The following is an 18908-nucleotide window of genomic DNA, read 5'->3' on the forward strand; positions in this document are numbered from 1 at the left end:
CCACCGCGGCCGCCGGGTCCACCACGGCGCCTTGCAGATTGCCAGCCGCGCGGAAACCCCATTTTTCTCATTCATCGGGAAGGGAGGGGAAGTGTGAGGCACCGCACCGTCATGCTGTAGAGGATTCAACGTCGGCGTCCATGTAGACGGCGCGGCCGCGCTGGCCGGTCCTCTCCCGCAACACATGGCAGTACACACGAAGGAACCCCATGGCGCAGGCAGCCCGTATTCTGAAAACCAAGGTCGGCATCATCGGCGGCGGCCCCGCCGGCCTGATGCTCTCCCACCTGCTCTCCAAGTCAGGCATCGACAACATCGTTGTCGAGATGCGCGACCACGAGACCATCCGCAACACCCACCGCGCCGGCATCCTGGAGGCCCAGGCGGTAGCCATGCTGACCGATTCCGGCGTCGACAGCCGCGTGCTGACCCACGGCGACGAGCACGCCGGCATCGACCTGCGCTTCAACGGCGAATCCCACCCGCTGGACTTCCGCGATCTGGTGGACGCCACCGTCACCCTCTACGCGCAGAACGAGGTGTTCGTGGACCTCGCCGCGGCCCGAGCCCGCGACAACGGCGACGTGCGCTTCAACTGCGAGGTCACCGAGATCCTGGACATGGAGACCAGCACCCCGAAGTTCCGCTTCACCGACGCCGAGGGCGTCGAATTCGAGGTGCACGCCGACGTGATCGTCGGCGCCGACGGCTCGCGCTCCTTCGCCCGCCGCCAGATGCCTGATTCCGTGAAGCAGGACTTCAAGGTCACCTACCCGTTCGCCTGGTTCGGCATCCTCACCGAGGCTCCGAAGTCCTCCCCGGAGCTGATCTACGCGAACTCCCCGCACGGCTTCGCGCTGATCTCCCAGCGCAGCGAAACCGTGCAGCGCATGTACTTCCAGTGCGACCCGAACGAAAACGTGGATAACTGGAGCGAGGACCGCATCTGGACCGAGCTGAACAAGCGCGTGGCGGGGCCTGACGGCTTCGAGCTGAAGACCGGGCCGATCTTCGACAAGACCGTGCTGGGCTTCCGCTCCTTTGTGCGCCAGCCGCTCTCGCACGGGCGCATGTTCCTGATCGGCGACGCCGGGCACACCGTGCCGCCCACCGGCGCCAAGGGCCTGAACCTGGCATTCGCCGATGTCAAGGTGCTTTTCGAAGCGCTCGACTCGTTCTTCTCCACCGGCAGCGACAAGCTGCTGGGCGGCTACTCGGACCTCGCGCTGAAGCGGGTCTGGAAGGCCCAGAACTTCTCCTACTGGATGACCTCCATGTTGCACACGCCGGTGAACGCCGATCCGTTCATGGCCCAGCGCGCCCTCGGGGAGCTCGACACCGTGACCTCCTCGCGCTACGGGATGCAGTACTTGGCCGAGTCCTACACCGGCTGGCCGCACTCCTAATTCCCGCACCCCACGCCCGCCAAACCACGAAAGGAGCCCACCGATGAGCACCCAGACCGCACCGGACGAGTCCTTCGAGAACGCCCACGTCCTGGATCCCGCCGCGTCCACCGCGTCCCAGGAGGAAATCAGCACCGAGATCAGCGAGATCCACGAGGCCTACCGCCAGCAGGTGCTGGCCGGGGCCAAGGAAGAAACGCAGCCGCGCGTGGACTTCGCGCCCTACCGCTCCTCGCTGCTGCGCCACCCGACCAAGGACCTGCACCACACCGACCCGGAGACCATCGAGCTGCACTCCCCGGCCTTCGGCCAGCGCGACGTGCACATCCTCGAATCCGACTTGACCATCCAGCACAACGGCGAACCGATCGGCGAGCGCATCGTCGTGGCTGGCCGCGTGCTGGACGGCGACGGCCGCCCGGTGGCGGGACAGCTGATCGAGATCTGGCAGGCCAATGCCGCGGGCCGCTACGTGCACAAGCGCGACCAGCACCCGGCCCCGATCGACCCGAACTTCACCGGCGTGGGCCGCGCGATCACCGGACCAAACGGCGAATACTCCTTCACCACCATCAAGCCGGCCCCGTACCCGTGGAAGAACCACCACAACGCCTGGCGTCCGGCACACATCCACTTCTCGCTGTTCGGCACCGACTTCACCCAGCGTATGATCACCCAGATGTACTTCCCGGGCGATCCGCTGTTCGCCCTGGACCCGATCTACCAGGCGATCACCGACCAGAAGGCCCGCGACCGCCTGGTCGCGACCTACGACCACTCGATCACGAGCCACGAATGGGCCACCGGCTACAACTGGGACATCGTGCTCACCGGCAGCAACCGCACCTGGATGGAAGACGAAGAGGGGGAGAACTAAATGGCACAGGCACCTGAACTGAAGCTCGTCCCGACCCCGGGACAGACCATCGGCCCGTTCTACGGCTACGCGCTGCCCTTCGAGAAGGGCGGCGAGCTGGTCAACCAGGCCCACCCGGCCGCGGTGCGCCTGCACGGCGTGGTCTACGACGGCAACGGCGAGGTCATCCCGGACTCGATGCTTGAAATCTGGCAGGCGGACGAGCACGGCAACGTGGCCTCGGCCGACGGTTCGCTGGTCCGCGACGGCTACACCTTCACCGGTTGGGGCCGCGTGCCGGTGGACAACGTGGGCCACTACACCTTCACGACGGTGAACCCGGGCCCCACCGAGGAGGGCAAGGCCCCGTTCATCATGCTCACCGTCTTCGCCCGCGGACTGCTCAACCGCCTGTTCACCCGCATCTACCTGCCGGAGGACACCGAAGCGCTGGCCAATGACCCGCTGCTGACCTCGCTGCCCGAGGACCGCCGCAAGACGCTGATCGCCACCCGCGAGGCGGACGGTTCGCTGCGTTTCGACATCCGCCTGCAGGGCGAGGACGAGACCGTGTTCCTGTCCTACCCGCGCGAAAGCTGAATACAAGAAGACCATGTGCCCCGCTAGGGTGGAAGCTGCAGGTGCCCGCGCACCGCGGCCTTCCACCCCGGCGGGGTATTGGACGTACTGCCACAAGTGAGGTTTTGCCATGATGATTGCCGACTACGGGGTGCTGAACCCGGTCTGGGCCGGCGGGGCCGGCGCCCGTCTGGCCGATGACGCGGCCTTCGTGCAGGCGATGCTGGATGTCGAGGCCGCCTGGGTGCGCGTGCAGGCGGCCGCCGGGTTGTGCACCGCCGCGCAGTCTGCCGCCGTGGAGGCGGTAGCCGACGTTGGGCGCTACGACTTGGCCGAGCTGGCCGCGCTGACCCCCGACGGGGCCAACGCGCTGATCCCGCTGCTGGGCATGATGCGCGCCCGGCTGGTCGACGACGGCGCTCCGGCCGGTTCAGGCACTGCCCTGCACCGCGGGGCCACCAGCCAGGACATCATCGACACCGCGCTGATGCTGCTGCTGTCCCGCGGCATCCGCGAGCTGCTCCCCCGGCTGCGCTCGGCGGCCTCCGGGCTGGCTGAACTGGCCCGCAGCTACGACGACACCCCGTGCATCGCCCGGTCGCTGACCCAGCATGCGCTGCCCACCACCTTCGGCTGGAAGGCCGCCTCCTGGCTGTCGGCGGTGCTCGCCGCCGGCCGCCAGCTGGAATCGGTGGCCGCCGAACTGCAGCTGCAGTGGGGCGGCGCGGTGGGCACCCTCGCCTCGCTGGACCAGTTCCTCTCGACCTCGGCCAGCGCCGCGGACAGCGCGCAGCTGGCCGCGCAACTGGCCAATCAGCTGCAGCTGAGCGACCCGCAGGTCCCCTGGCACACCAACCGCGTGCCGCTGCTGCAGGCAGGCTCCGCCTTGGGCGCGGTGATCGCTGCGCTGGGCACCTTCGGCACCGACGTGCTCACCGCCTCCCGCCCGGAAATCGGCGAGCTGTCCGAACCGCGCGAGGCAGGCAAGGGCGGCTCCTCGGCCATGCCGCAGAAGCAGAACCCCGTGCATTCGCTGCTGCTGCGCACCGCCGCGCTGGGCGCCCCGGGCCTGGTCTCCACGCTCTTCACCGCCGCCGGCACCGCGGCGGACGAGCGCCCGGACGGCGGCTGGCATGCCGAATGGCCGGCACTGCGCGAGCTGCTGCGCCTGGCAATTGGCGCCGCCGAGCACGCGGATGTGCTGGCCAACGGGCTGACCGTCAACGAGCCGGCGCTGGCCCGCAACCTCGCCCTGGGCGGGGATGCGGTGCTCTCCGAGCGCATCGCCACCGTGCTGGCCCCGGTCATCACCGGCGGCAAGCCCTCCATCCAGAAACTTGTGCTGCGTTCGCTCACCGAGCCGATCGGGCTGCGCCAGCTGCTGCGCCTGGAGGTTTCCCACGCGGACCTCTCCGACGCCCAGCTCGACGCGCTGCTGGATCCCGCCGGATACCTGGGCAGCGCCGCACGCTTCACCCATACAGTTCTTGCCGATTATGCCCTGTGGAAGGAATCATGGCTGTCCCACAACTAACCCCCTCGCTGCTGAACCTCGATACCTCGCTGCCGACGCTGATCCTGGGCCCCTCGCTGGGCACCTCCTCGCTGCACCTATGGGGGCCGGCCGCGCCTTTCCTCAAGGACCACTTCCAGCTCATCGCCTGGGACCTGCCCGGCCACGGCGAAAGCAAGCCGTCCGCCGAACCGTTCACCATGGCGCAGCTCGCCCAGGGCGTCATGGACGCCATCGACGCGCTGCGCGGCGACGGGGTCATCGGCCAGGACGCGGCGCTGTACTACGCCGGCGTCTCGGTGGGCGGGGCCATCGCCCTGCAGCTGGCCAACGACCATGCAGGCGTTTTCAAGGCTCTGTCCGTGGTTTGCTCCGCGGCGAAGATCGGCACCCCGGAAGCCTGGACCGAACGCGCCGAACTGGTCGCCCAGGCCGGCACCCCGACCATGGTGGTCGGCTCCGCGCAGCGCTGGTTCGCCCCCGGCTTCATCGAGAAGGACGCGGTCACCTCCACCAACCTGCTGCACAACCTGCAGGATGCCGACCGCTTCTCCTACGCCCACGTCTGCGGTGCGCTGGCCGGGTTCGACCTGCGCGAGCAGCTGGCGGCCATGACCGATCCGATCCTGGGCCTGAACGGCGCCCACGACCAGGTCTGCCCGCCAAGTGACGCGCAGTTCATCGCCGAGCACGCCCCGAAGGGAGCCTTCGCCGTCATCGACACCGTGGCCCATCTGGCCCCGGCCGAGGACCCGGCCGCGACCGCACGAGAACTGATCAACTTCTTCACCGCCAACTAGCAAAGGCCTAGCTACATGACTGACTCCCAGCGCCTGCCCGGCGACACCTACGACGCCGGCATGGTGGTGCGCCGCGAAGTGCTCGGCGGCGAGCACGTCGACCGCGCCACCAGCACCTCGAACGACTTCACCGACGAGTTCCAGGAGATGATCACCCGCTACGCCTGGGGCACCATCTGGACCCGCGACGGCCTGCCGCGCACCACCCGCAGCGCCATCACCCTGACCGCCATGATCGCCGGCGGCTACTGGGAGGAGCTGGAAATGCACGTGCATGCGGCCCTGCGCAACGGCATGACCCCTGATGAAATCAAGGAAGTTTTCCTCCAGAGCGCCATCTACTGCTCGGTGCCCGCGGCCAACGTCGCGTTCAAGATCGGCAAGAAAGTTTTGGCCGAGTACGAGGCCTCCTAGCTGTGTTGCCAAGGTTGAGAACACTGTCGGTCGGTACTCGGGCCTTCAGCGAAGCTTGCCCTCGACGGTAGTTCTCATAACCTAGCCACCCCTGCAAAGCAGCAACCGGCTCAGCCACCGCGCGGTACCGGATCGCGTACGCCCACTGCTCCAGCATCGTCCGGTTGAACCGCTGCACCTTGCTCTTGGTCTGCGGCCGGCACAGACGCGAATGCGGATGCTTCTTCCCTGGCCCCCGCGTCCGTGAATGCGTGGTGCCGGCGGAACAGCCCGTTGTCGTTCGGCACCCAGCGCACCTTTAACTTTGGCGCTATTACACCTGGCATTCGAACCAACGCTGAAATTCTTTGAGGCCACGGCACCGCGCGAGTTGCTTCTGCAACCGCCATCGCGTGCCGCGCACGGGCCACGTTTCGAATCGACCGGGTCATCTGCTACTCATTCATTGCCTGTCGGCGAACGATCTGACGGAAGCCACAAGGCAGTCGCGTACGCATCTGTTGCCGCACAGGCAAAAGCAAGTTCCGACCTTAAATACCTTTTTCGGAAGTGCGGCTAGGCCGCGCCCGAACGGACGGACTGCGCAACCCATCAGAAAGCAGTTCAAAACACTAACAGATAGTGTTTTGTGTCGCCAACCGCGAATTGCGTCAATCCCCCAGATGCAACAGGCGGCCGAACAGGGGCCAAACACGCACCGCATCTACAAGCATTCAGAATGATCTCAAGACAAAAATAGGTCATTTTGCTTGCTAATACTTGATAACTTAGCGTGAATGAATTGGGGTTTAGTCAACTTACGGCAATATAACATGACTCTGCCGCCAAACCGCTACAGGATATCCGAACGCACCACGCTTGCCTTAACATTTTGTCGTATTGGACATAAATGCGATGGATTTATATACATTGGTCTCGGATCCTGCAGGACCATCATCATTCACAAGAGAGACAAAGGAACTCGAAATGAGTCAAGCTCGAAAGACGACGCCATCGGCCAATCCGATCAAGCGTCGCACCCTGGCTGCGGCACTCTGTGGCGCCCTGCTGTTTGCGCCAGTTACCGGAGCCGCTAGCGCCATTGCCCAGCCCTCAATCTCGTCCGTCCAAACTGTCGCATCGTCGGCGAGCACCGTATCGTCCGGATCCATTGCTGCGGATAGCGGCACGCGCAGCGTCGCCTCCCCGGATCTCGGAACAGCTTCGGCCTCCGACGCGCAGAAGAGAATCAGCATCAAGCCAGTCATTGACTGGATCAAGAAAAATGCTCCTCAAATCTGGAACAGCATGAAGTCCGCCGTCAAAAAAGGATGGAACGCGTTTAAGAAATGGTGGAATAGCCTCGCTTCGTGGATCCGCTGGGGAATCGACTTCGTTGCCTCGGGTGGCCTCTGGGAGCTCTTCGACGCTCTCTGGCACTACTTCTTCTAGCATCTAGCGGGTCGCCCGCGAGCAACGCGGGCGACCCTGTAGAACCCAATTCGAAATGACAAGACTTCTTGCATATGTGGCCATCAGCGCCATGCTAACTCTCGCTAGCCTGGCGCTAGCATGGGATCACCTCGTGGCGAGCGAATGGTTTGGCGCGCTCGTTATGGCAACCGCGGCCACGGCCGCCTACCTGATCTGCAACAACCCTGAAAAATATCCAGAAGCCGGAAGCCCGTCTACCGGAAAATTCATAGGCGTGGTCGCCGTCCTATTCGCCTTGATCGCGGGAGTCGCCCAGTGGACGTCTCCCGCAGTGCTCATCGGGCTGGCCCTCGCCTCATGTGCGGAAGAGCTTGCCTTCAGGTACTTTCCCTGGAGGATGCGCAAGCATCTTCGTCCACGCCATCGATGGATGATCCCAGCTGCAGCGACTGTTGGATTCTGCCTAGCCCACCCGATCAGCAACCCCTGGCTAGTTGCTGATCGAGCATTGTTTTCCTTGGCGGCATTCGCCATATGTGCGCTGACTGGCTCATGGATTGCCTCTGCAGCCACTCACTTGATCGCCAATCTCATGGTTATATCCCTTTCGGAAACAGCCAGCGAGTTGTTGGTAGGTCCCGTGATTCTCGGCATGGATATTGCGCTGGTCCTTGCGGTCAGCTGGCTACTGCTCCTTGGCAACGCAAAGCGACCTTCATTGACTTCCTTTGTAGATCGGATTACGATCTAGTTATGAATCAAGCGGAGAAATGGCCCAGCGGGTGGCTCAAGGCTTCCTTGACGCTATGTGTGCTGAGGACCATCCATCGCCACAGCGGAACGTACGGGCATGAAGTTATCGGATTGTTGGCGGGCTACGGCCTCGGGAATGTTGGCGGAGGAACCCTGTATCCGCTCCTCCGACGCCTCGTCGACGACGAATTGGTCGAGACTGAATGGGTAGAAGGGGAGCACGGCCCAAGCCGCAAGACATATCGAATCACCGCCGCCGGCCTTGTTGCTCTGAAAACGGAGACCAAAATGTGGCGTGAGTTCACTGCGGTCACCAATCAATTACTAGACGAAGAGAAGCACTGACATGATGAACGACGAATACTTCAAGAACCTGGCCTATCAGCTTCGCTGGCGCCGCATGCCGGAGTCCGTCGTCGCACAAACCCTCCGGGAAGTCCGCGCGGAATCCGAGGCGGCTCAAAGCACCCCATTGGAACTTTTCGGTCCGGAGAAAAGTTTCGCCGAAACGTTCACCAAGGGGAAAGCCACATCGAAGGGTTTTTGGATCATCACCGTTGCTGTTGCCGTCGCCGTACTAGTGGTCCTCGGCCGGGTGGTTACCTCGTTTGCCACAGCCGGGGAGTCCAACCCGCTGATCAGCGTTCTGACCCTCGTTGGCGCGCTGGCCATAGCTTTCATCGGCTCGATCATTGGCGCAATGGTAGATCATCGAATCCCAAAGGGCGTTGAATAAGCATGCATATCCAAGTTTCTTCGGTATCCAAGCATTACGGGAAGGCGCATATCCTCAAGGAGATATCGTGCTCGATACCTGCAGGACAAATCACCGGCCTTTTGGGCCCTAACGGTTCCGGAAAATCTACGCTGATGCGAATGGTGCTGGGTCTGGGCACCCCCGATTCAGGCTCCATTCTTTACGACGGGGTCAGGTATTCCGACCTGCCGAACCCGGGAGCGGCAGTCGGTTCGCTGCTGGACGCAGCCGCTCGGCATCCAGGACGAAATGTTCGCGACAGCTTCAGTCTTGCAGCAGGCATGCTCGGGATCAGCAACAGCCGCCGCGACGAAGTTATTGAGCAAATGGGATTGGAATCTGTTGCCAAACGACGATTCAAGTCCCTCTCTCTCGGGATGCGCCAGCGCGTCGGGCTTGGAATTGCAATCCTGGGGCGTCCTCGGTGCCTGATCCTGGATGAGCCCGTCAACGGGCTGGACATCGAAGCCATCAGCTGGCTGCGCGGCTTGTTGACAGGGTTCGCCCAGGACGGGGGAAGCGTTTTGGTTTCCAGCCATCTCCTGCAGGAGCTGCAATCCTACGCTCATCGCGTGGTCATCATCGACCGCGGCAGCGTCGCGACGGAATCCACGCTGTCGGATCTCAGCAACCCGGATTCACAAGTCAGCGTCGAAGCCGACGAGCCGGAGAAACTCGCCAAGTTGCTGCTGGCTCATGGATTTGCCGTCTCGGACCATGCCGTCCCTGGTTGGCTCAAGGTCCAGGCCAGCAATCGACAGGTGGCGCAGATTGCCATGGAGCACAGAATACTGATCACCTCGCTGGGATCGCAACAGGAACACCAGCTGGAGGAAGCCTACCTGCGCCTTACACAGGGTGAATACAGTGTTCACCGGACGGAAGTACTTTGACTATGAAAACCACTGATACACCAGAACGGCAACCGCTTGTTGGATCCCGGCCCACACTGGGCCGCTTGGTGGGGCTGGAATTTCGGAAACTGACAACGGTTCGTTCCGGGCAGTCAGTGCTGTGGAGCATGCTTGGGCTTGGGCTCTTGCTGTCCTTCGGAGTGTGCTGGGTGCTAATTGCCCAGGAGGAAGCCGAGTTGTCCTTCTCAGTCATCATGATGGCGTTTACCGTATGTGCTGCCTTGGGAACCCCAATTCTTGGAATTCTGGTCTATACGATGGATTGGCAGCATCGGGACATACTGACGATTCTGGCGTTGGAACCACGTCGCCACCGTGTTTTCCTGGCGAAACTGGTGACCTCCGTGCTCATCGGCGTCGCTCTTTGCGCGGCGTTCGTCGCGACCGGCCTGGCAGTTAGTTTCGGGCTGGCCAGCGCCTTTGGGATGGCCTGGACTGCCCAAGGTTCGCTGGAGGTCCTCGGCATGCTAATTGTGTTGTCGTTTGCCGGTTCGCTGAGCGGTGCGGCATTGGGCTCCGCGTTGCTGTCGACGCCGCTTTCGGTGGTGATAGTGATCATCCAAGTGCTGCTCATCGACAATCTGCTGTTGTTGCTGCCCGGTGGCATCGGACCTTTCCTGCAAACCGCCTCGATGTCCAATTCCTTGATCGGCGACGGAAGTATAGGCACTGCGTTGTCCTCATTTGCCCTATGGGTTCTCCTGCCGTTTGCGGTGGGATTCATCCGCATGCGGCGCGCCGAACCGCATTAGCCGCCGCGATGTCGCGCATTGGCGCTAAAAAATCTGCGGGGCGGCTTGCACCCGAACAGCTTGGAGCTGCGCGAGTGCGGACCGTCCCGCTGGAGTGTCCTGAATGCCGGGTCCATGCGCACCGCAAAGGCTATCTTCGCAACCAAACATCGCGCCCACCCGCATCACTGATTCCCCACGTACGCACCTCGTCCACCGGTTGCACGGCATCGGTGAACCAGTAGGTCTCATCGGGGTTCCATCCGGCGATGACGCTGGCGCGCCGGGCATCCACCGCGATGATCTCCCCCGCTCCGGCCAGATAGGCGCCAAGGCCCAGATGCACCCCGTCGTAGTCCTCGGCCACGGCCTGCCAGTCCGGCTGGACCCAGAGCCCGTCGCGCCCGGTCGTGTCCAACCAGTTGCGCCGCATCGTTGCGCTGACTTCCAGCGGGTAGCGGCGGCACAAATCGGCCCAGTGCCTTGGCTCGGTGATGTGGAATACCGGCTTCCGGCATTCGATCTGCAGGCGCCGCACCAGCGCCGAGCTCCATCCCATGCCGTCCTCCACACAAGCCAGGCCGATGGGCTCTTCAAGCTCGAAGGTTCCGAAGCTGCGGTACAGCCCGCCCGGCGGATTCGACCACCAGTGCCCGCTGGCCAGCTGGTCCATCTTTTCCCGCAGGTCTGCCTTGCTGGCGCGTTCTTTCTCCGCGAGATCGAGGTTCCACGCCTTCAGCTGGGATTGCGCAGGTTCAAGGCCCGGTTCCCACTGGCCTTCGGCGCTTTCGCCCGTCCAGGTGATCATCCACTGGTTCGCCTGCGTGGATGCGCCCATCCAGCTCTGGATGATGCCGGTTGACGCGACATGCTCTGCTACCCGCTCCAGTGCTTGAACGAGTCGGGGGTCGCCGAACAAGGTGTCCTCGGCATCCGGAGGCTGCCAGTACATGGCCCAATCGACGCTGTCCGCCAGCGCTGAGCGAATCAGCTCGGGCATCGCTTCGGGCAGGGGCACGGTGCGGAGCATCTGCGCAATCTGGGCAATCGATGGCGCCGTTTCATCCGCGGCGGATTCCTGCGGCTCTGCACCTGCACTTTCCTCGGCCATGGTGAAGCGCACAACCCCGTCGCCTCGTTGCTGCGCCAATTCGAAGGACGCGTCGAACACCGAACGCATCAGGTGTTGCGCCTCGGGGGCGGTCCCGGACAGCACGATACTGCTGAGCAGCCGGCGGCCGCGGCGCCCGGCGAGCAGGGATTGTTTCAAGTCCATGGATGTTCCCTTCACCCGGAAGTTTCCACCCAGTCTGCCAGAGTGCGTGCTGGTCAGCGGAAATAAGGGAAATACTCTCGTTTCCCGGCACCGGTGGTGCTTAGTATTGAGCCATGCGAATTGCCGTCCTCGACGATTACCACGACATCTCCCGCACGCTCGCCGATTTCCAGTCCCTGGCCCAGGAGCTGGACGCCGAACTGAGCGTCTTCACCGAATTCCTGGGGCATGACGACGCCACCGTGATCGCGGCGCTTGAGCCCTTCGACGTCATCGTCGCGATGCGCGAACGCACGCCGTTTCCGCGCTCCCGGCTGCAGGCCCTGCCGAACCTGAAGCTGCTGGTGACCACCGGACGGCGCAACGGCTCCATCGACCTCGACGCGGCCGCGGAGCGCGGAGTGGTTGTCAGCCATACCGGCTACATCGCCACCGACGCCGCCGAGCACACCTGGGCGCTGATCCTCGCCGCGGCCCGGCGCCTGGATGTGGAGATTTTCTCCGCGCAGCGCCCGCTGGAGCACTCCACAGGGTGGCAGAGCACCATGGGCATCGGCTTGTCGGGCAAGACCCTGGGCGTCTACGGGCTGGGAAACCTCGGCTCCCGCGTGGCGAAGATCGGGCTGGCCTTCGGCATGCACGTGATCGCCTACAGCCAGAACCTGACCGCGGAGCGCGCTGCGGAAGTCGGCGTGCGCAAGGTCAGCGAGCACGAGCTGTTCGCGACCAGCGACGTGCTGACCATCCACCTCAAGCTCTCCGAGCGCAGCACCGGGGTGGTGGGCTCCAAGCAGCTGGCCTGGATGAAGCCTGACGCGATCCTGGTGAACACCTCGCGCAGCCGCATCGTGCAGACCGATGCGCTCATTGATGCGTTGGAAAACGAGCAGCTCTACCTGGCTGCGGTGGACGTCTTCGATGTGGAGCCGCTGCCGCAAGGCGACCGGCTGGCCGCAACCCGCGGGGTCATCGCCACCCCGCACATCGGCTACGTGACCGTGGAGCAGTTCGCGATATTCTACCAGGACGCGGCCGCGGACATCCGGGCCTGGGCCAAGGGCAAACCGGTGCGGGTGCTGAATTAATCCCGTGCAGACAGCAGTGCCCTCGGCGCATCGCATTCCCGATGCGCCGAGGGCACTTGGTGTTGGGCGGATTTAACCTGCCACGAGGTTCATGCACCACACGATCCAGGGCAGCGCCACCAGGTCGATGAGCACCGCGCCGGCCAGCGGCACGATCAGGAACGCCTTCTCCGAGCGCACGCCGTACTTGGCGTTGAAGGAGTCCATGTTCGCCAGGGCGTTGGGGGTCGCGCCCAGGCCGTGGCCCATGAAACCTGCGACCATGGTGGCCGCGTCGTAGTTCTTGCCCATGATGCGGAAGACCACGATCGCGCTGAACAGGGTGATGAACACCAGCTGCACCAGCAGGATGATGGACAGCGGGCCGGCGAGGTTCGCCAGTTCCCAGATCTTCAGGCTCATCATGGCCTGGGTCAGGAAGAAGCCGAGGGTCAGCTGGGAGATCAGGTTGACCGAGTCGTCATTGATCTTCACCCAGTTGAACTTGTCGTTCAGGTTGCGGAAGATCACCGCGGCGATCATGGCGCCCACGTAGGCGGGCAGCGAGAAGCCGGTCATCTGCGCGATCCAGTCGCCCAGCAGCATGCCCAGCACCATGATGATGCCGATGATGGTGGAGGTGGAGAGGATCGAGGAGTAGTTGCTGATCTCGTCGCCCGGCTGCTTGATGGCCTCGTCGAGGTCCTCTCCGGTGGCCGGGCCGCCGGCGAAACCGCCGCCGCCTGCAAGCTTCTTCACGCCGTAGCCTGCGCCGACCTTCTGGGCGATCGTCTGCGGCTTGGCAGGAACTTCCAGCTTGTGGCGGTGCATCAGGAAGCTGGCGAGCATGCCGCCGATCAGGCTGCCTGCCACCAGGCCGAAAGTGGCCGAGGCGATGGCCACGGTGGTGGCGCCTTCGACGCCCATGGATTCAGCGGTAGGGCCGAAGGCCGCGGCGCCGCCGTGTCCGCCTTCGAGGCTGACCGCGCCGGCCATGATGCCCAGCATCGGGTCCACGCCAAGCAGCTTGGCCATGCCCATGCCGATGATGTTCTGCGCGAAGGCCAGCGTCCAGCAGGCCACCAGGTAGATCAGCAGCAGCTTGCCGCCCTTTTTGATGGTCGCCAGCGAACCTGCCAGGCCGATGGTGGTGAAGAAGGCGATCATCGCCGGGGTCTGCAGGGAGGTGTCCAGGCTGATTTCCACGGTGCCGGTCTGGCGCAGCACGAGCACCAGCAGGGCGAACAGGAAGCCGCCGACCACGGGGGCCGGGATGCAGAACTTCTCCAGAAAGGCGACGCGGCGGCGGGCGAACTCGCCGAAGACCAGCAGGATCAGCGCCAGTGCCGCGGTCTGGACCAAGGATAGTTGTAATTCCATATATCTTAACCTCGGTTCAAGATCAGGTCATTGAGCAGTCGCGCGCCAGTGCGGGCGGTGCGCTGATCGATGTCAAAGAGAGGGTTGAGCTCAGCAATATCTGCGTGCTTGAGCTTGCCGCTGCGGGCGGCGGCCAAGACGATCTCGCGGACCATTTCAAGGCTGACGCCGAAGCCGGCCGGGGCGCTGACGCCCGGTGCCACGCTGGCCGGCAGCGCGTCCAGGTCGATGGTCAGGTACAGGTGGTCCACCGAGTCGGCGAAGTTCGCGATGAATTCGCGCACCGCCTGCAGGTTGCCCAGATGGCATTCGGTGTCCAGAAGCACCTCGACGCCAAGCTCGGCGGCGCGGTCGAAGAGCACCTTGGTGTTGGCTGCTTCGCTGATGCCCACGGCCGCATAGCGGAAGGGGCGCCCGGCGGCTGCCTGGGCCTTGGCGATCTGCGCGAAACCGGTGCCGGAGCTCGGCAGCGGCGCCTCGCGCAGGTCGAAGTGCGCATCGATGTTCAGTATGCCCAGACTCCAGCTGGAGTCCTCGCCGAGGGCGCGGGCCAGTCCGGCGTAGCTGGCGAAGGTGATTTCGTGGCCTCCGCCAAGACCCACGGTGAAGTGTCCTTCGCGCAGCAGCTGGGCCAGCACGTCCGCGAAGGCCTCTTGCCCGGATTCCAGGTCTTCGCCGTCGACCTCGATGTCTCCGGCGTCGTAGAGCTTGACCGGTTCGTGCAGGGCAATGGAGGACAGCGCGGTGCGCAGGGCCTGCGCCCCGTCGCGCGCACCCACTCGGCCCTTGTTGCGGCGCACGCCTTCGTCGCTGGCGAAACCCAGCAGCGCGGCGCCGGGTTCGGCCCCGGCGGTCCAGGCCTGGATGGTGTTGTGCCAGCGGGCATGCTCCGGACCGGGACCATCGTTGCGTCCGGTCCAGTCGGTTGCCTGTTTCCAGGTCATTTGATTCCTCCACTCAGGCTCAGTGCGGTTCTGCAGGTTTGTTGGATCAGTTCAGCTTGGCGTTCGAGGCTGCGCTGGGCGGGAGCCATTAGGCTCACCACTGCTTGCAGCTCTCCGTTCAGGTCCGTGACCGGGGAGCTGACGCACCAGACGCCTTCCTCCACCTCAGAGAGGCTGACTGCGTAGCCCGCTCGGAAGGCCGATTCGCAGGCCTGCTCAAGGCGTGTCCTCGACGGAGCATCGACATCATGGAAGTCGAAGATTTCGGCGCGTTGCTCCCGGGACATCAGGGCCATCAGCATGGTGCCCGAGGCCCCGAGGGTCAGCGGGTGGGAAGTGCCCACCGAGTAGCTGCACCGCAACGCCTGGGTGGACTCGATGGTTTCCACGCACACCGATTCGGCGCCATGGGCCACGATGAAGGCGGCGAGTTCGCCGGAGTCCTGCGACAGCTGGCGCAGGTAGGGGGCGACGGTTCCGCTCGCCAGGCTGGAATCCCAGTAACGTTCGGCAAGCTGCACGGCCGCGGCGCCGGCGCCGTAGTGTCCGGAGGAAGTTTTGTGGACGAAGCCGGAGAACACCAGGTGGTCCAGCAGACGGTACACCGAGCTCACCGGAATGCCGGTTTCGGTGGACAGCTCGCGCACGCTTGCCTGCGGAACCTTCGCCAATGCAGAGAGAATCCACAAGACCCGTGCGGTCTGTGAATCGGACTCTTTCCTTACGCTCATGACACCTTCATCGAGAGGCCGGGGACGGCCGTGAACAACTTTTTCGTGCGGGTCCGCCCGCCGGCGGAAATTGGCACAATGAACCATTGTTCTGTCATGTATGCGGCGAGGACAAATCGAAATTCTCACCGAGTGAGAATGAATCGGGGCAAATTCTCAGTCGCTGGAAAAAGGTGTGCCTCACCGGCAGCGCCCCGGAATCATGCCCAGATTCTCCAATGGATTGTTGAACAACATGAAATCTCCCGAGGTTTCGCGTACTGACGTGCGCTAAAGCGGCGCTTTTGAACTCCGGGCTAGTTGAGCAACACCAATAGGGTCGTTAAGGAGCGCATCGCAGGCCGATAAGTCGGCCCGCGATGTCGGAATCATACTTGAAGTTAATGTCACATCCACCCGGAGATGTTCAGCAAGCTAGGAAGATTGCCGAATCCTCTTCGAGGGGACGAAGAAATAGTGCAAGATAGCGACAACAGCCGCCCAGCCTGCGCCAATGAGTAAGCCGACTAGGACGTCAGAAACCCAGTGGTGGGAAAGGTAGACCCTCGAGGCTCCCATGGCCGCGACGAACAACACCGCTATGCCGCCCAGCAGGTATGCGTAGCGACGCAATCCGTAGACCACAGCCAGGTAGGTGGCGATGCCAATCAGCGCTGCCGCATTCAGCGTGTGCCCGCTGGGGAACGAGAAGGACCCCGGCGGCGCAGGGCCTCCGGGCACGCCAGTCGGGCGCGCAACCTGCAGCACTGATTTGAGCACCACCGTCAGCAGCACCGACCCCAAGGCGGTGAAGGCGACCGTAGCCAAAGGCCACCAGCTGCGCGCCCACAGGCAAATGATTGCCGTCAGGATCACCATGGTCACCGTCATGCCGGGCGTTGATCCCCAGAGATAGAGCACGGTGGCAACCGAGTGCCACACAGGATCCTGGTGAGCCAGAACCCACTGCTCGACCGGCAGGTCGACATCCTTGGACCATCCCCCGATCCTGAGGGAGACCAGCATTCGCCGGGTGAAATAGAACAGCACCACGATGAGCCCAAAGGCGATCCACAACGCCTGCACGCCGCGTGATCGCTGACCCGGGCGGAAAAACCATGAAGATCGCATGGTCTCCATCGTATCCACAGACCCCCTGTGTTCGCTGACTGTCGGCTATGCGCAAGAATAGAACCATGACAATCAAGGTGTTGGCCGTCGGCAAGAAGCATGAGTCTTGGGTGGACGAGGGGATCTCCCGCTATGAGAAGCGGCTGAAGAAACCCTTCGACCTGTCGTGGCAGCTACTCTCGCATTCCTCGCGGGAAAACGACGCGGCACGCACCGAGGAGTCGGCCCGCATCCTGGCCAAAATCGACGACCGGGACTTCGTGGTGCTGCTCGATGAGCGCGGGAAGAACGTCGACTCCCCAGCGCTGGCCAATACCCTGCGCACGCCGATCGACTCCTCGCGAAATGTCGTGATCATCATCGGCGGAGCCTACGGCGTTGCTCCAACCGTTCACGCGCGGGCGAACTTCACCTGGTCGCTGTCCAAGCTGGTGTTCCCGCACCAGCTGGTCCGCCTGATCCTCACCGAACAGCTCTACCGCGCCCAGGACATCCTGGCCGGCGGCAAGTACCACCACATTTAGGCATGTCGACTGTTTCATAAATTCGGTGCTGACTGGTCAACGCATAAAATAGACGAAATCATGCTGCTTCAAAAAAGCGGAGCCACAACATTCTATAGATCCTCGGCTTTAAAAACTTCGCATGTCTCAAACTCCAGAAACATTTTCGTCTTGCTGAGTACGTTGAAAACTTTATAGATCGGATCCCGTCGCAGTTTCGCCCCTGCGACAGCGTAAAGTTTAGAACAAACAGATAGTAGCTCCGCCAAGATGAGAACATTTCGATGGAATTGAGTGGCTAACGCGGCATGAAACCGTTCAGCCCTGGGGAAGGTGTTAAGAATGGATTTCACGGCGATTGATTTCGAGACCGCAAATGGCAAGCGCGCCTCAGTGTGTGCCGTTGGCATGGCAAAGGTCCGAGACGGCGAAATCGTCGCTCAAACGTCATGGCTGATCAAACCTCCACAAGGATTCGATCATTTCGACAATAGAAATATCGCAATTCACGGAATCACAAAAGCTGATGTGACTGACGCAGCAACTTGGGTAGAATCAGCAGCTCGAATCCGAAACTTCATTGGCGATGACTTCGTGGTGGCTCACTACGCACCATTCGATAAATCTGTGTGGAAACAAGCTTCAGAATGGTCTGGTGTTGATTTTGGGGACTTCAACTGGTTTTGCTCGCGCGACTTGGCCAAAGCTCATTTAGCGCTTCCGGATTGCAGTCTGCCGCAGGTAGCAGATGCACTTGGAATCACTGGTCTAGAACATCACAACGCGCAATCTGATTCTCTTGTCTGCGCACAAGTGGTTTTAGCAATTGCCAAAAGAGCTGGCGTCTCTTCTTGGGTCGATTTACAAACCGTAACTCCCAGTAAATCCGCACTATCCAAATCTGGTCGAGCATATGCTGCTAGCACATCAATCAAGAAGAACGATCTGCCGGAACCAAATATGGAAGCTGACCCGACACACGAGCTGTTTGGCCAAGGCCTAACAATCACTGGTGGCTTCGAACTACTAAGTAGGATGCAAGCGTTCGAACTAGCAGCCAGCTTTGGCGCAAAAGTTCAGCTCGGGACAACGCTTAAAACTTCGATATTGGTAATCTGCTCTGAAAATCCGCATGCCCCAGGGTTCGCGCTTGACCGTGGCTCAACGAAAGCTAAGAAAGCATATAAGTATATTACTGAGCGTGGACAACAAATTCGCCTGATGAGTGAATCTGAATTCTACGTCGCGGTTGGCATGGCGCCGAATTCAATAATTCAACTTCAGCCTGTCGAGGAAGAAGAATCAACGGCTCAGGAGAATTTGGAAGTTTTGGGTACTTCCGTCAATACGAAGGATCGTTCTCCTAAAACGATCGCATTCGAAAATCCTATCGACTCGTATCCCATTTCGACCCAATCATCACCTGCACAATTCAATACTGAGGAGTCGGATGGAAGTCTCACGTCGCATGAATTCATTGCGACGTCAGATCTGCAGGAGAACATAAAGGCAGTCATCACAGAAGAAGGTATGACGCCACCCACGTCAATTACACGGCGATTCCGTCGGATCTCGTTGTCTGTTTTAGCATGGTTCCTCGTACTTGCAACAGCATTCTCACTACTCTGCACAGCAGCGGGCTATAGCTTCGATGCTGTCGCCGGCACTACATTCTTGATTTTCTCAGCTCTACTTGGGCTGGGCAGCTATTTCGCTTTCCGAGCTGCGAAACGCAAATAGTTCCGAGTTGTGGGCCTTCACAGT

General features: G+C 62.1%; 20 protein-coding genes and 1 pseudogene. 15 read left to right on the top strand and 6 right to left on the bottom strand.

Annotated elements, in window-relative coordinates; genetic code table 11:
- The first annotated feature begins 209 nt into the window (after positions 1–209).
- From ATC04_RS16095 to pcaC, 6 genes are all read left to right on the top strand, one after another.
- A complete protein-coding gene (locus ATC04_RS16095; protein WP_047118012.1) occupies positions 210–1406 on the top strand; it encodes a 4-hydroxybenzoate 3-monooxygenase in 1197 nt (398 codons plus the stop codon).
- 43 nt (positions 1407–1449) lie between these two features.
- Positions 1450–2283 carry a protocatechuate 3,4-dioxygenase subunit beta gene (gene pcaH, locus ATC04_RS16100; RefSeq protein WP_047118013.1) on the top strand — a complete coding sequence of 278 codons (834 nt, stop codon included), beginning with the start codon at positions 1450–1452 and terminating at the stop codon, positions 2281–2283.
- Positions 2284–2862 (top strand): protocatechuate 3,4-dioxygenase subunit alpha, encoded by a 579-nt coding sequence (pcaG, locus tag ATC04_RS16105; RefSeq protein WP_047118014.1) that lies wholly within the window; start codon positions 2284–2286, stop codon positions 2860–2862.
- 109 nt (positions 2863–2971) lie between these two features.
- Positions 2972–4375 carry a lyase family protein gene (locus tag ATC04_RS16110; protein ID WP_047118015.1) on the top strand — a complete coding sequence of 468 codons (1404 nt, stop codon included), beginning with the start codon at positions 2972–2974 and terminating at the stop codon, positions 4373–4375.
- A complete protein-coding gene (locus ATC04_RS16115) occupies positions 4357–5154 on the top strand; it encodes an alpha/beta fold hydrolase (protein ID WP_047118016.1) in 798 nt (265 codons plus the stop codon). Before ATC04_RS16110 ends, ATC04_RS16115 begins: the two co-directional genes overlap by 19 nt.
- A gap of 15 nt (positions 5155–5169) precedes the next feature.
- Positions 5170–5568: a 4-carboxymuconolactone decarboxylase gene (gene pcaC / locus ATC04_RS16120; protein ID WP_047118017.1), complete on the top strand. Its 399-nt coding sequence runs from the start codon at positions 5170–5172 to the stop codon at positions 5566–5568.
- On the opposite strand, the pseudogene ATC04_RS19950 reads toward pcaC, so the two are convergent.
- Positions 5525–5810 (bottom strand): annotated as a pseudogene (locus ATC04_RS19950) (hypothetical protein); the annotation flags it as partial. The gene pcaC and the pseudogene ATC04_RS19950 overlap by 44 nt on opposite strands.
- A 724-nt stretch (positions 5811–6534) precedes the next feature.
- Here ATC04_RS19950 and ATC04_RS19520 point away from each other — a divergent pair.
- The 6 genes from ATC04_RS19520 to ATC04_RS16150 all read left to right on the top strand — a co-directional run bounded on the left by ATC04_RS19520 (position 6535) and on the right by ATC04_RS16150 (position 10157).
- Positions 6535–6999: a hypothetical protein gene (locus tag ATC04_RS19520; protein WP_146956084.1), complete on the top strand. Its 465-nt coding sequence runs from the start codon at positions 6535–6537 to the stop codon at positions 6997–6999.
- A gap of 76 nt (positions 7000–7075) precedes the next feature.
- Positions 7076–7732 carry a CPBP family glutamic-type intramembrane protease gene (locus ATC04_RS19775; protein WP_160309065.1) on the top strand — a complete coding sequence of 219 codons (657 nt, stop codon included), beginning with the start codon at positions 7076–7078 and terminating at the stop codon, positions 7730–7732.
- Between the two features lie 2 nt (positions 7733–7734).
- A complete protein-coding gene (locus ATC04_RS19780) occupies positions 7735–8079 on the top strand; it encodes a PadR family transcriptional regulator (protein WP_047118020.1) in 345 nt (114 codons plus the stop codon).
- A 1-nt stretch (position 8080) separates the two neighbouring features.
- Positions 8081–8470, top strand: a complete 390-nt coding sequence (locus ATC04_RS16140; RefSeq protein WP_047118021.1) for a hypothetical protein — start codon at positions 8081–8083, stop codon at positions 8468–8470.
- Positions 8471–8472: 2 nt separating this feature from the next.
- Positions 8473–9384: an ATP-binding cassette domain-containing protein gene (locus ATC04_RS16145; protein ID WP_047118022.1), complete on the top strand. Its 912-nt coding sequence runs from the start codon at positions 8473–8475 to the stop codon at positions 9382–9384.
- Between the two features lie 2 nt (positions 9385–9386).
- The gene (locus ATC04_RS16150) at positions 9387–10157 is read left to right on the top strand and encodes a hypothetical protein (RefSeq protein WP_152666763.1); all 771 of its coding nucleotides are present in this window, start codon (positions 9387–9389) and stop codon (positions 10155–10157) included.
- Positions 10158–10287: 130 nt separating this feature from the next.
- On the opposite strand, the gene ATC04_RS16155 is transcribed toward ATC04_RS16150, so the two are convergent.
- On the bottom strand, positions 10288–11412 hold the full coding sequence (locus ATC04_RS16155) for a hypothetical protein (protein WP_052772204.1): 1125 nt from the start codon (positions 11410–11412) through the stop codon (positions 10288–10290).
- A gap of 113 nt (positions 11413–11525) precedes the next feature.
- Here ATC04_RS16155 and ATC04_RS16160 point away from each other — a divergent pair, with 113 nt between their 5' ends.
- Positions 11526–12497 (top strand): D-2-hydroxyacid dehydrogenase family protein, encoded by a 972-nt coding sequence (locus tag ATC04_RS16160; protein WP_047118024.1) that lies wholly within the window; start codon positions 11526–11528, stop codon positions 12495–12497.
- Positions 12498–12569: 72 nt separating this feature from the next.
- Here ATC04_RS16160 and ATC04_RS16165 read toward each other — a convergent pair whose 3' ends face one another.
- The 4 genes from ATC04_RS16165 to ATC04_RS16180 all read right to left on the bottom strand — a co-directional run bounded on the left by ATC04_RS16165 (position 12570) and on the right by ATC04_RS16180 (position 16650).
- Positions 12570–13856: a sodium/glutamate symporter gene (locus ATC04_RS16165; protein ID WP_047118025.1), complete on the bottom strand. Its 1287-nt coding sequence runs from the start codon at positions 13854–13856 to the stop codon at positions 12570–12572.
- Positions 13857–13861: 5 nt separating this feature from the next.
- Positions 13862–14800: a formimidoylglutamase gene (gene hutG, locus ATC04_RS16170; protein ID WP_047118026.1), complete on the bottom strand. Its 939-nt coding sequence runs from the start codon at positions 14798–14800 to the stop codon at positions 13862–13864.
- Complete coding sequence (locus ATC04_RS16175) at positions 14797–15531, bottom strand: IclR family transcriptional regulator (protein WP_160309066.1); 735 nt, start codon at positions 15529–15531, stop codon at positions 14797–14799. The genes hutG and ATC04_RS16175 overlap by 4 nt, the downstream gene beginning before the upstream one ends.
- Positions 15532–15945: 414 nt before the next feature.
- Positions 15946–16650: a phosphatase PAP2 family protein gene (locus ATC04_RS16180; protein ID WP_052772206.1), complete on the bottom strand. Its 705-nt coding sequence runs from the start codon at positions 16648–16650 to the stop codon at positions 15946–15948.
- Positions 16651–16706: 56 nt separating this feature from the next.
- On the opposite strand from ATC04_RS16180, the gene ATC04_RS16185 reads away from it, so the two are divergent.
- A complete protein-coding gene (locus tag ATC04_RS16185; protein ID WP_197413541.1) occupies positions 16707–17165 on the top strand; it encodes a 23S rRNA (pseudouridine(1915)-N(3))-methyltransferase RlmH in 459 nt (152 codons plus the stop codon).
- Positions 17166–17486: 321 nt separating this feature from the next.
- Entirely contained in the window at positions 17487–18884 is a 1398-nt protein-coding gene (locus ATC04_RS19005) for an exonuclease domain-containing protein (protein ID WP_082123762.1), read from the top strand.
- The last annotated feature ends 24 nt before the right edge of the window (positions 18885–18908 follow it).

The organism is Arthrobacter sp. YC-RL1, from assembly GCF_001454985.1.
Taxonomy (GTDB): domain Bacteria; phylum Actinomycetota; class Actinomycetes; order Actinomycetales; family Micrococcaceae; genus Glutamicibacter; species Glutamicibacter soli.

Coding starts and splice junctions, on each gene's coding strand:
- ATC04_RS19780 (WP_047118020.1), top strand. CDS start 7,735: ATGAATCAAGCGGAGAAATGGCCCAGCGGGTGGCTCAAGGCTTCCTTG.
- ATC04_RS16175 (WP_160309066.1), bottom strand. CDS start 15,531: ATGAGCGTAAGGAAAGAGTCCGATTCACAGACCGCACGGGTCTTGTGG.
- hutG (WP_047118026.1), bottom strand. CDS start 14,800: ATGACCTGGAAACAGGCAACCGACTGGACCGGACGCAACGATGGTCCC.
- ATC04_RS16155 (WP_052772204.1), bottom strand. CDS start 11,412: ATGGACTTGAAACAATCCCTGCTCGCCGGGCGCCGCGGCCGCCGGCTG.
- ATC04_RS19520 (WP_146956084.1), top strand. CDS start 6,535: ATGAGTCAAGCTCGAAAGACGACGCCATCGGCCAATCCGATCAAGCGT.
- ATC04_RS16145 (WP_047118022.1), top strand. CDS start 8,473: ATGCATATCCAAGTTTCTTCGGTATCCAAGCATTACGGGAAGGCGCAT.
- ATC04_RS16140 (WP_047118021.1), top strand. CDS start 8,081: ATGATGAACGACGAATACTTCAAGAACCTGGCCTATCAGCTTCGCTGG.
- ATC04_RS19005 (WP_082123762.1), top strand. CDS start 17,487: ATGGATTTCACGGCGATTGATTTCGAGACCGCAAATGGCAAGCGCGCC.
- pcaH (WP_047118013.1), top strand. CDS start 1,450: ATGAGCACCCAGACCGCACCGGACGAGTCCTTCGAGAACGCCCACGTC.
- ATC04_RS16185 (WP_197413541.1), top strand. CDS start 16,707: ATGACAATCAAGGTGTTGGCCGTCGGCAAGAAGCATGAGTCTTGGGTG.
- ATC04_RS16115 (WP_047118016.1), top strand. CDS start 4,357: ATGGCTGTCCCACAACTAACCCCCTCGCTGCTGAACCTCGATACCTCG.
- ATC04_RS16180 (WP_052772206.1), bottom strand. CDS start 16,650: ATGGAGACCATGCGATCTTCATGGTTTTTCCGCCCGGGTCAGCGATCA.
- ATC04_RS16165 (WP_047118025.1), bottom strand. CDS start 13,856: ATGGAATTACAACTATCCTTGGTCCAGACCGCGGCACTGGCGCTGATC.
- pcaG (WP_047118014.1), top strand. CDS start 2,284: ATGGCACAGGCACCTGAACTGAAGCTCGTCCCGACCCCGGGACAGACC.
- ATC04_RS16150 (WP_152666763.1), top strand. CDS start 9,387: ATGAAAACCACTGATACACCAGAACGGCAACCGCTTGTTGGATCCCGG.
- ATC04_RS16110 (WP_047118015.1), top strand. CDS start 2,972: ATGATGATTGCCGACTACGGGGTGCTGAACCCGGTCTGGGCCGGCGGG.
- ATC04_RS16095 (WP_047118012.1), top strand. CDS start 210: ATGGCGCAGGCAGCCCGTATTCTGAAAACCAAGGTCGGCATCATCGGC.
- pcaC (WP_047118017.1), top strand. CDS start 5,170: ATGACTGACTCCCAGCGCCTGCCCGGCGACACCTACGACGCCGGCATG.
- ATC04_RS16160 (WP_047118024.1), top strand. CDS start 11,526: ATGCGAATTGCCGTCCTCGACGATTACCACGACATCTCCCGCACGCTC.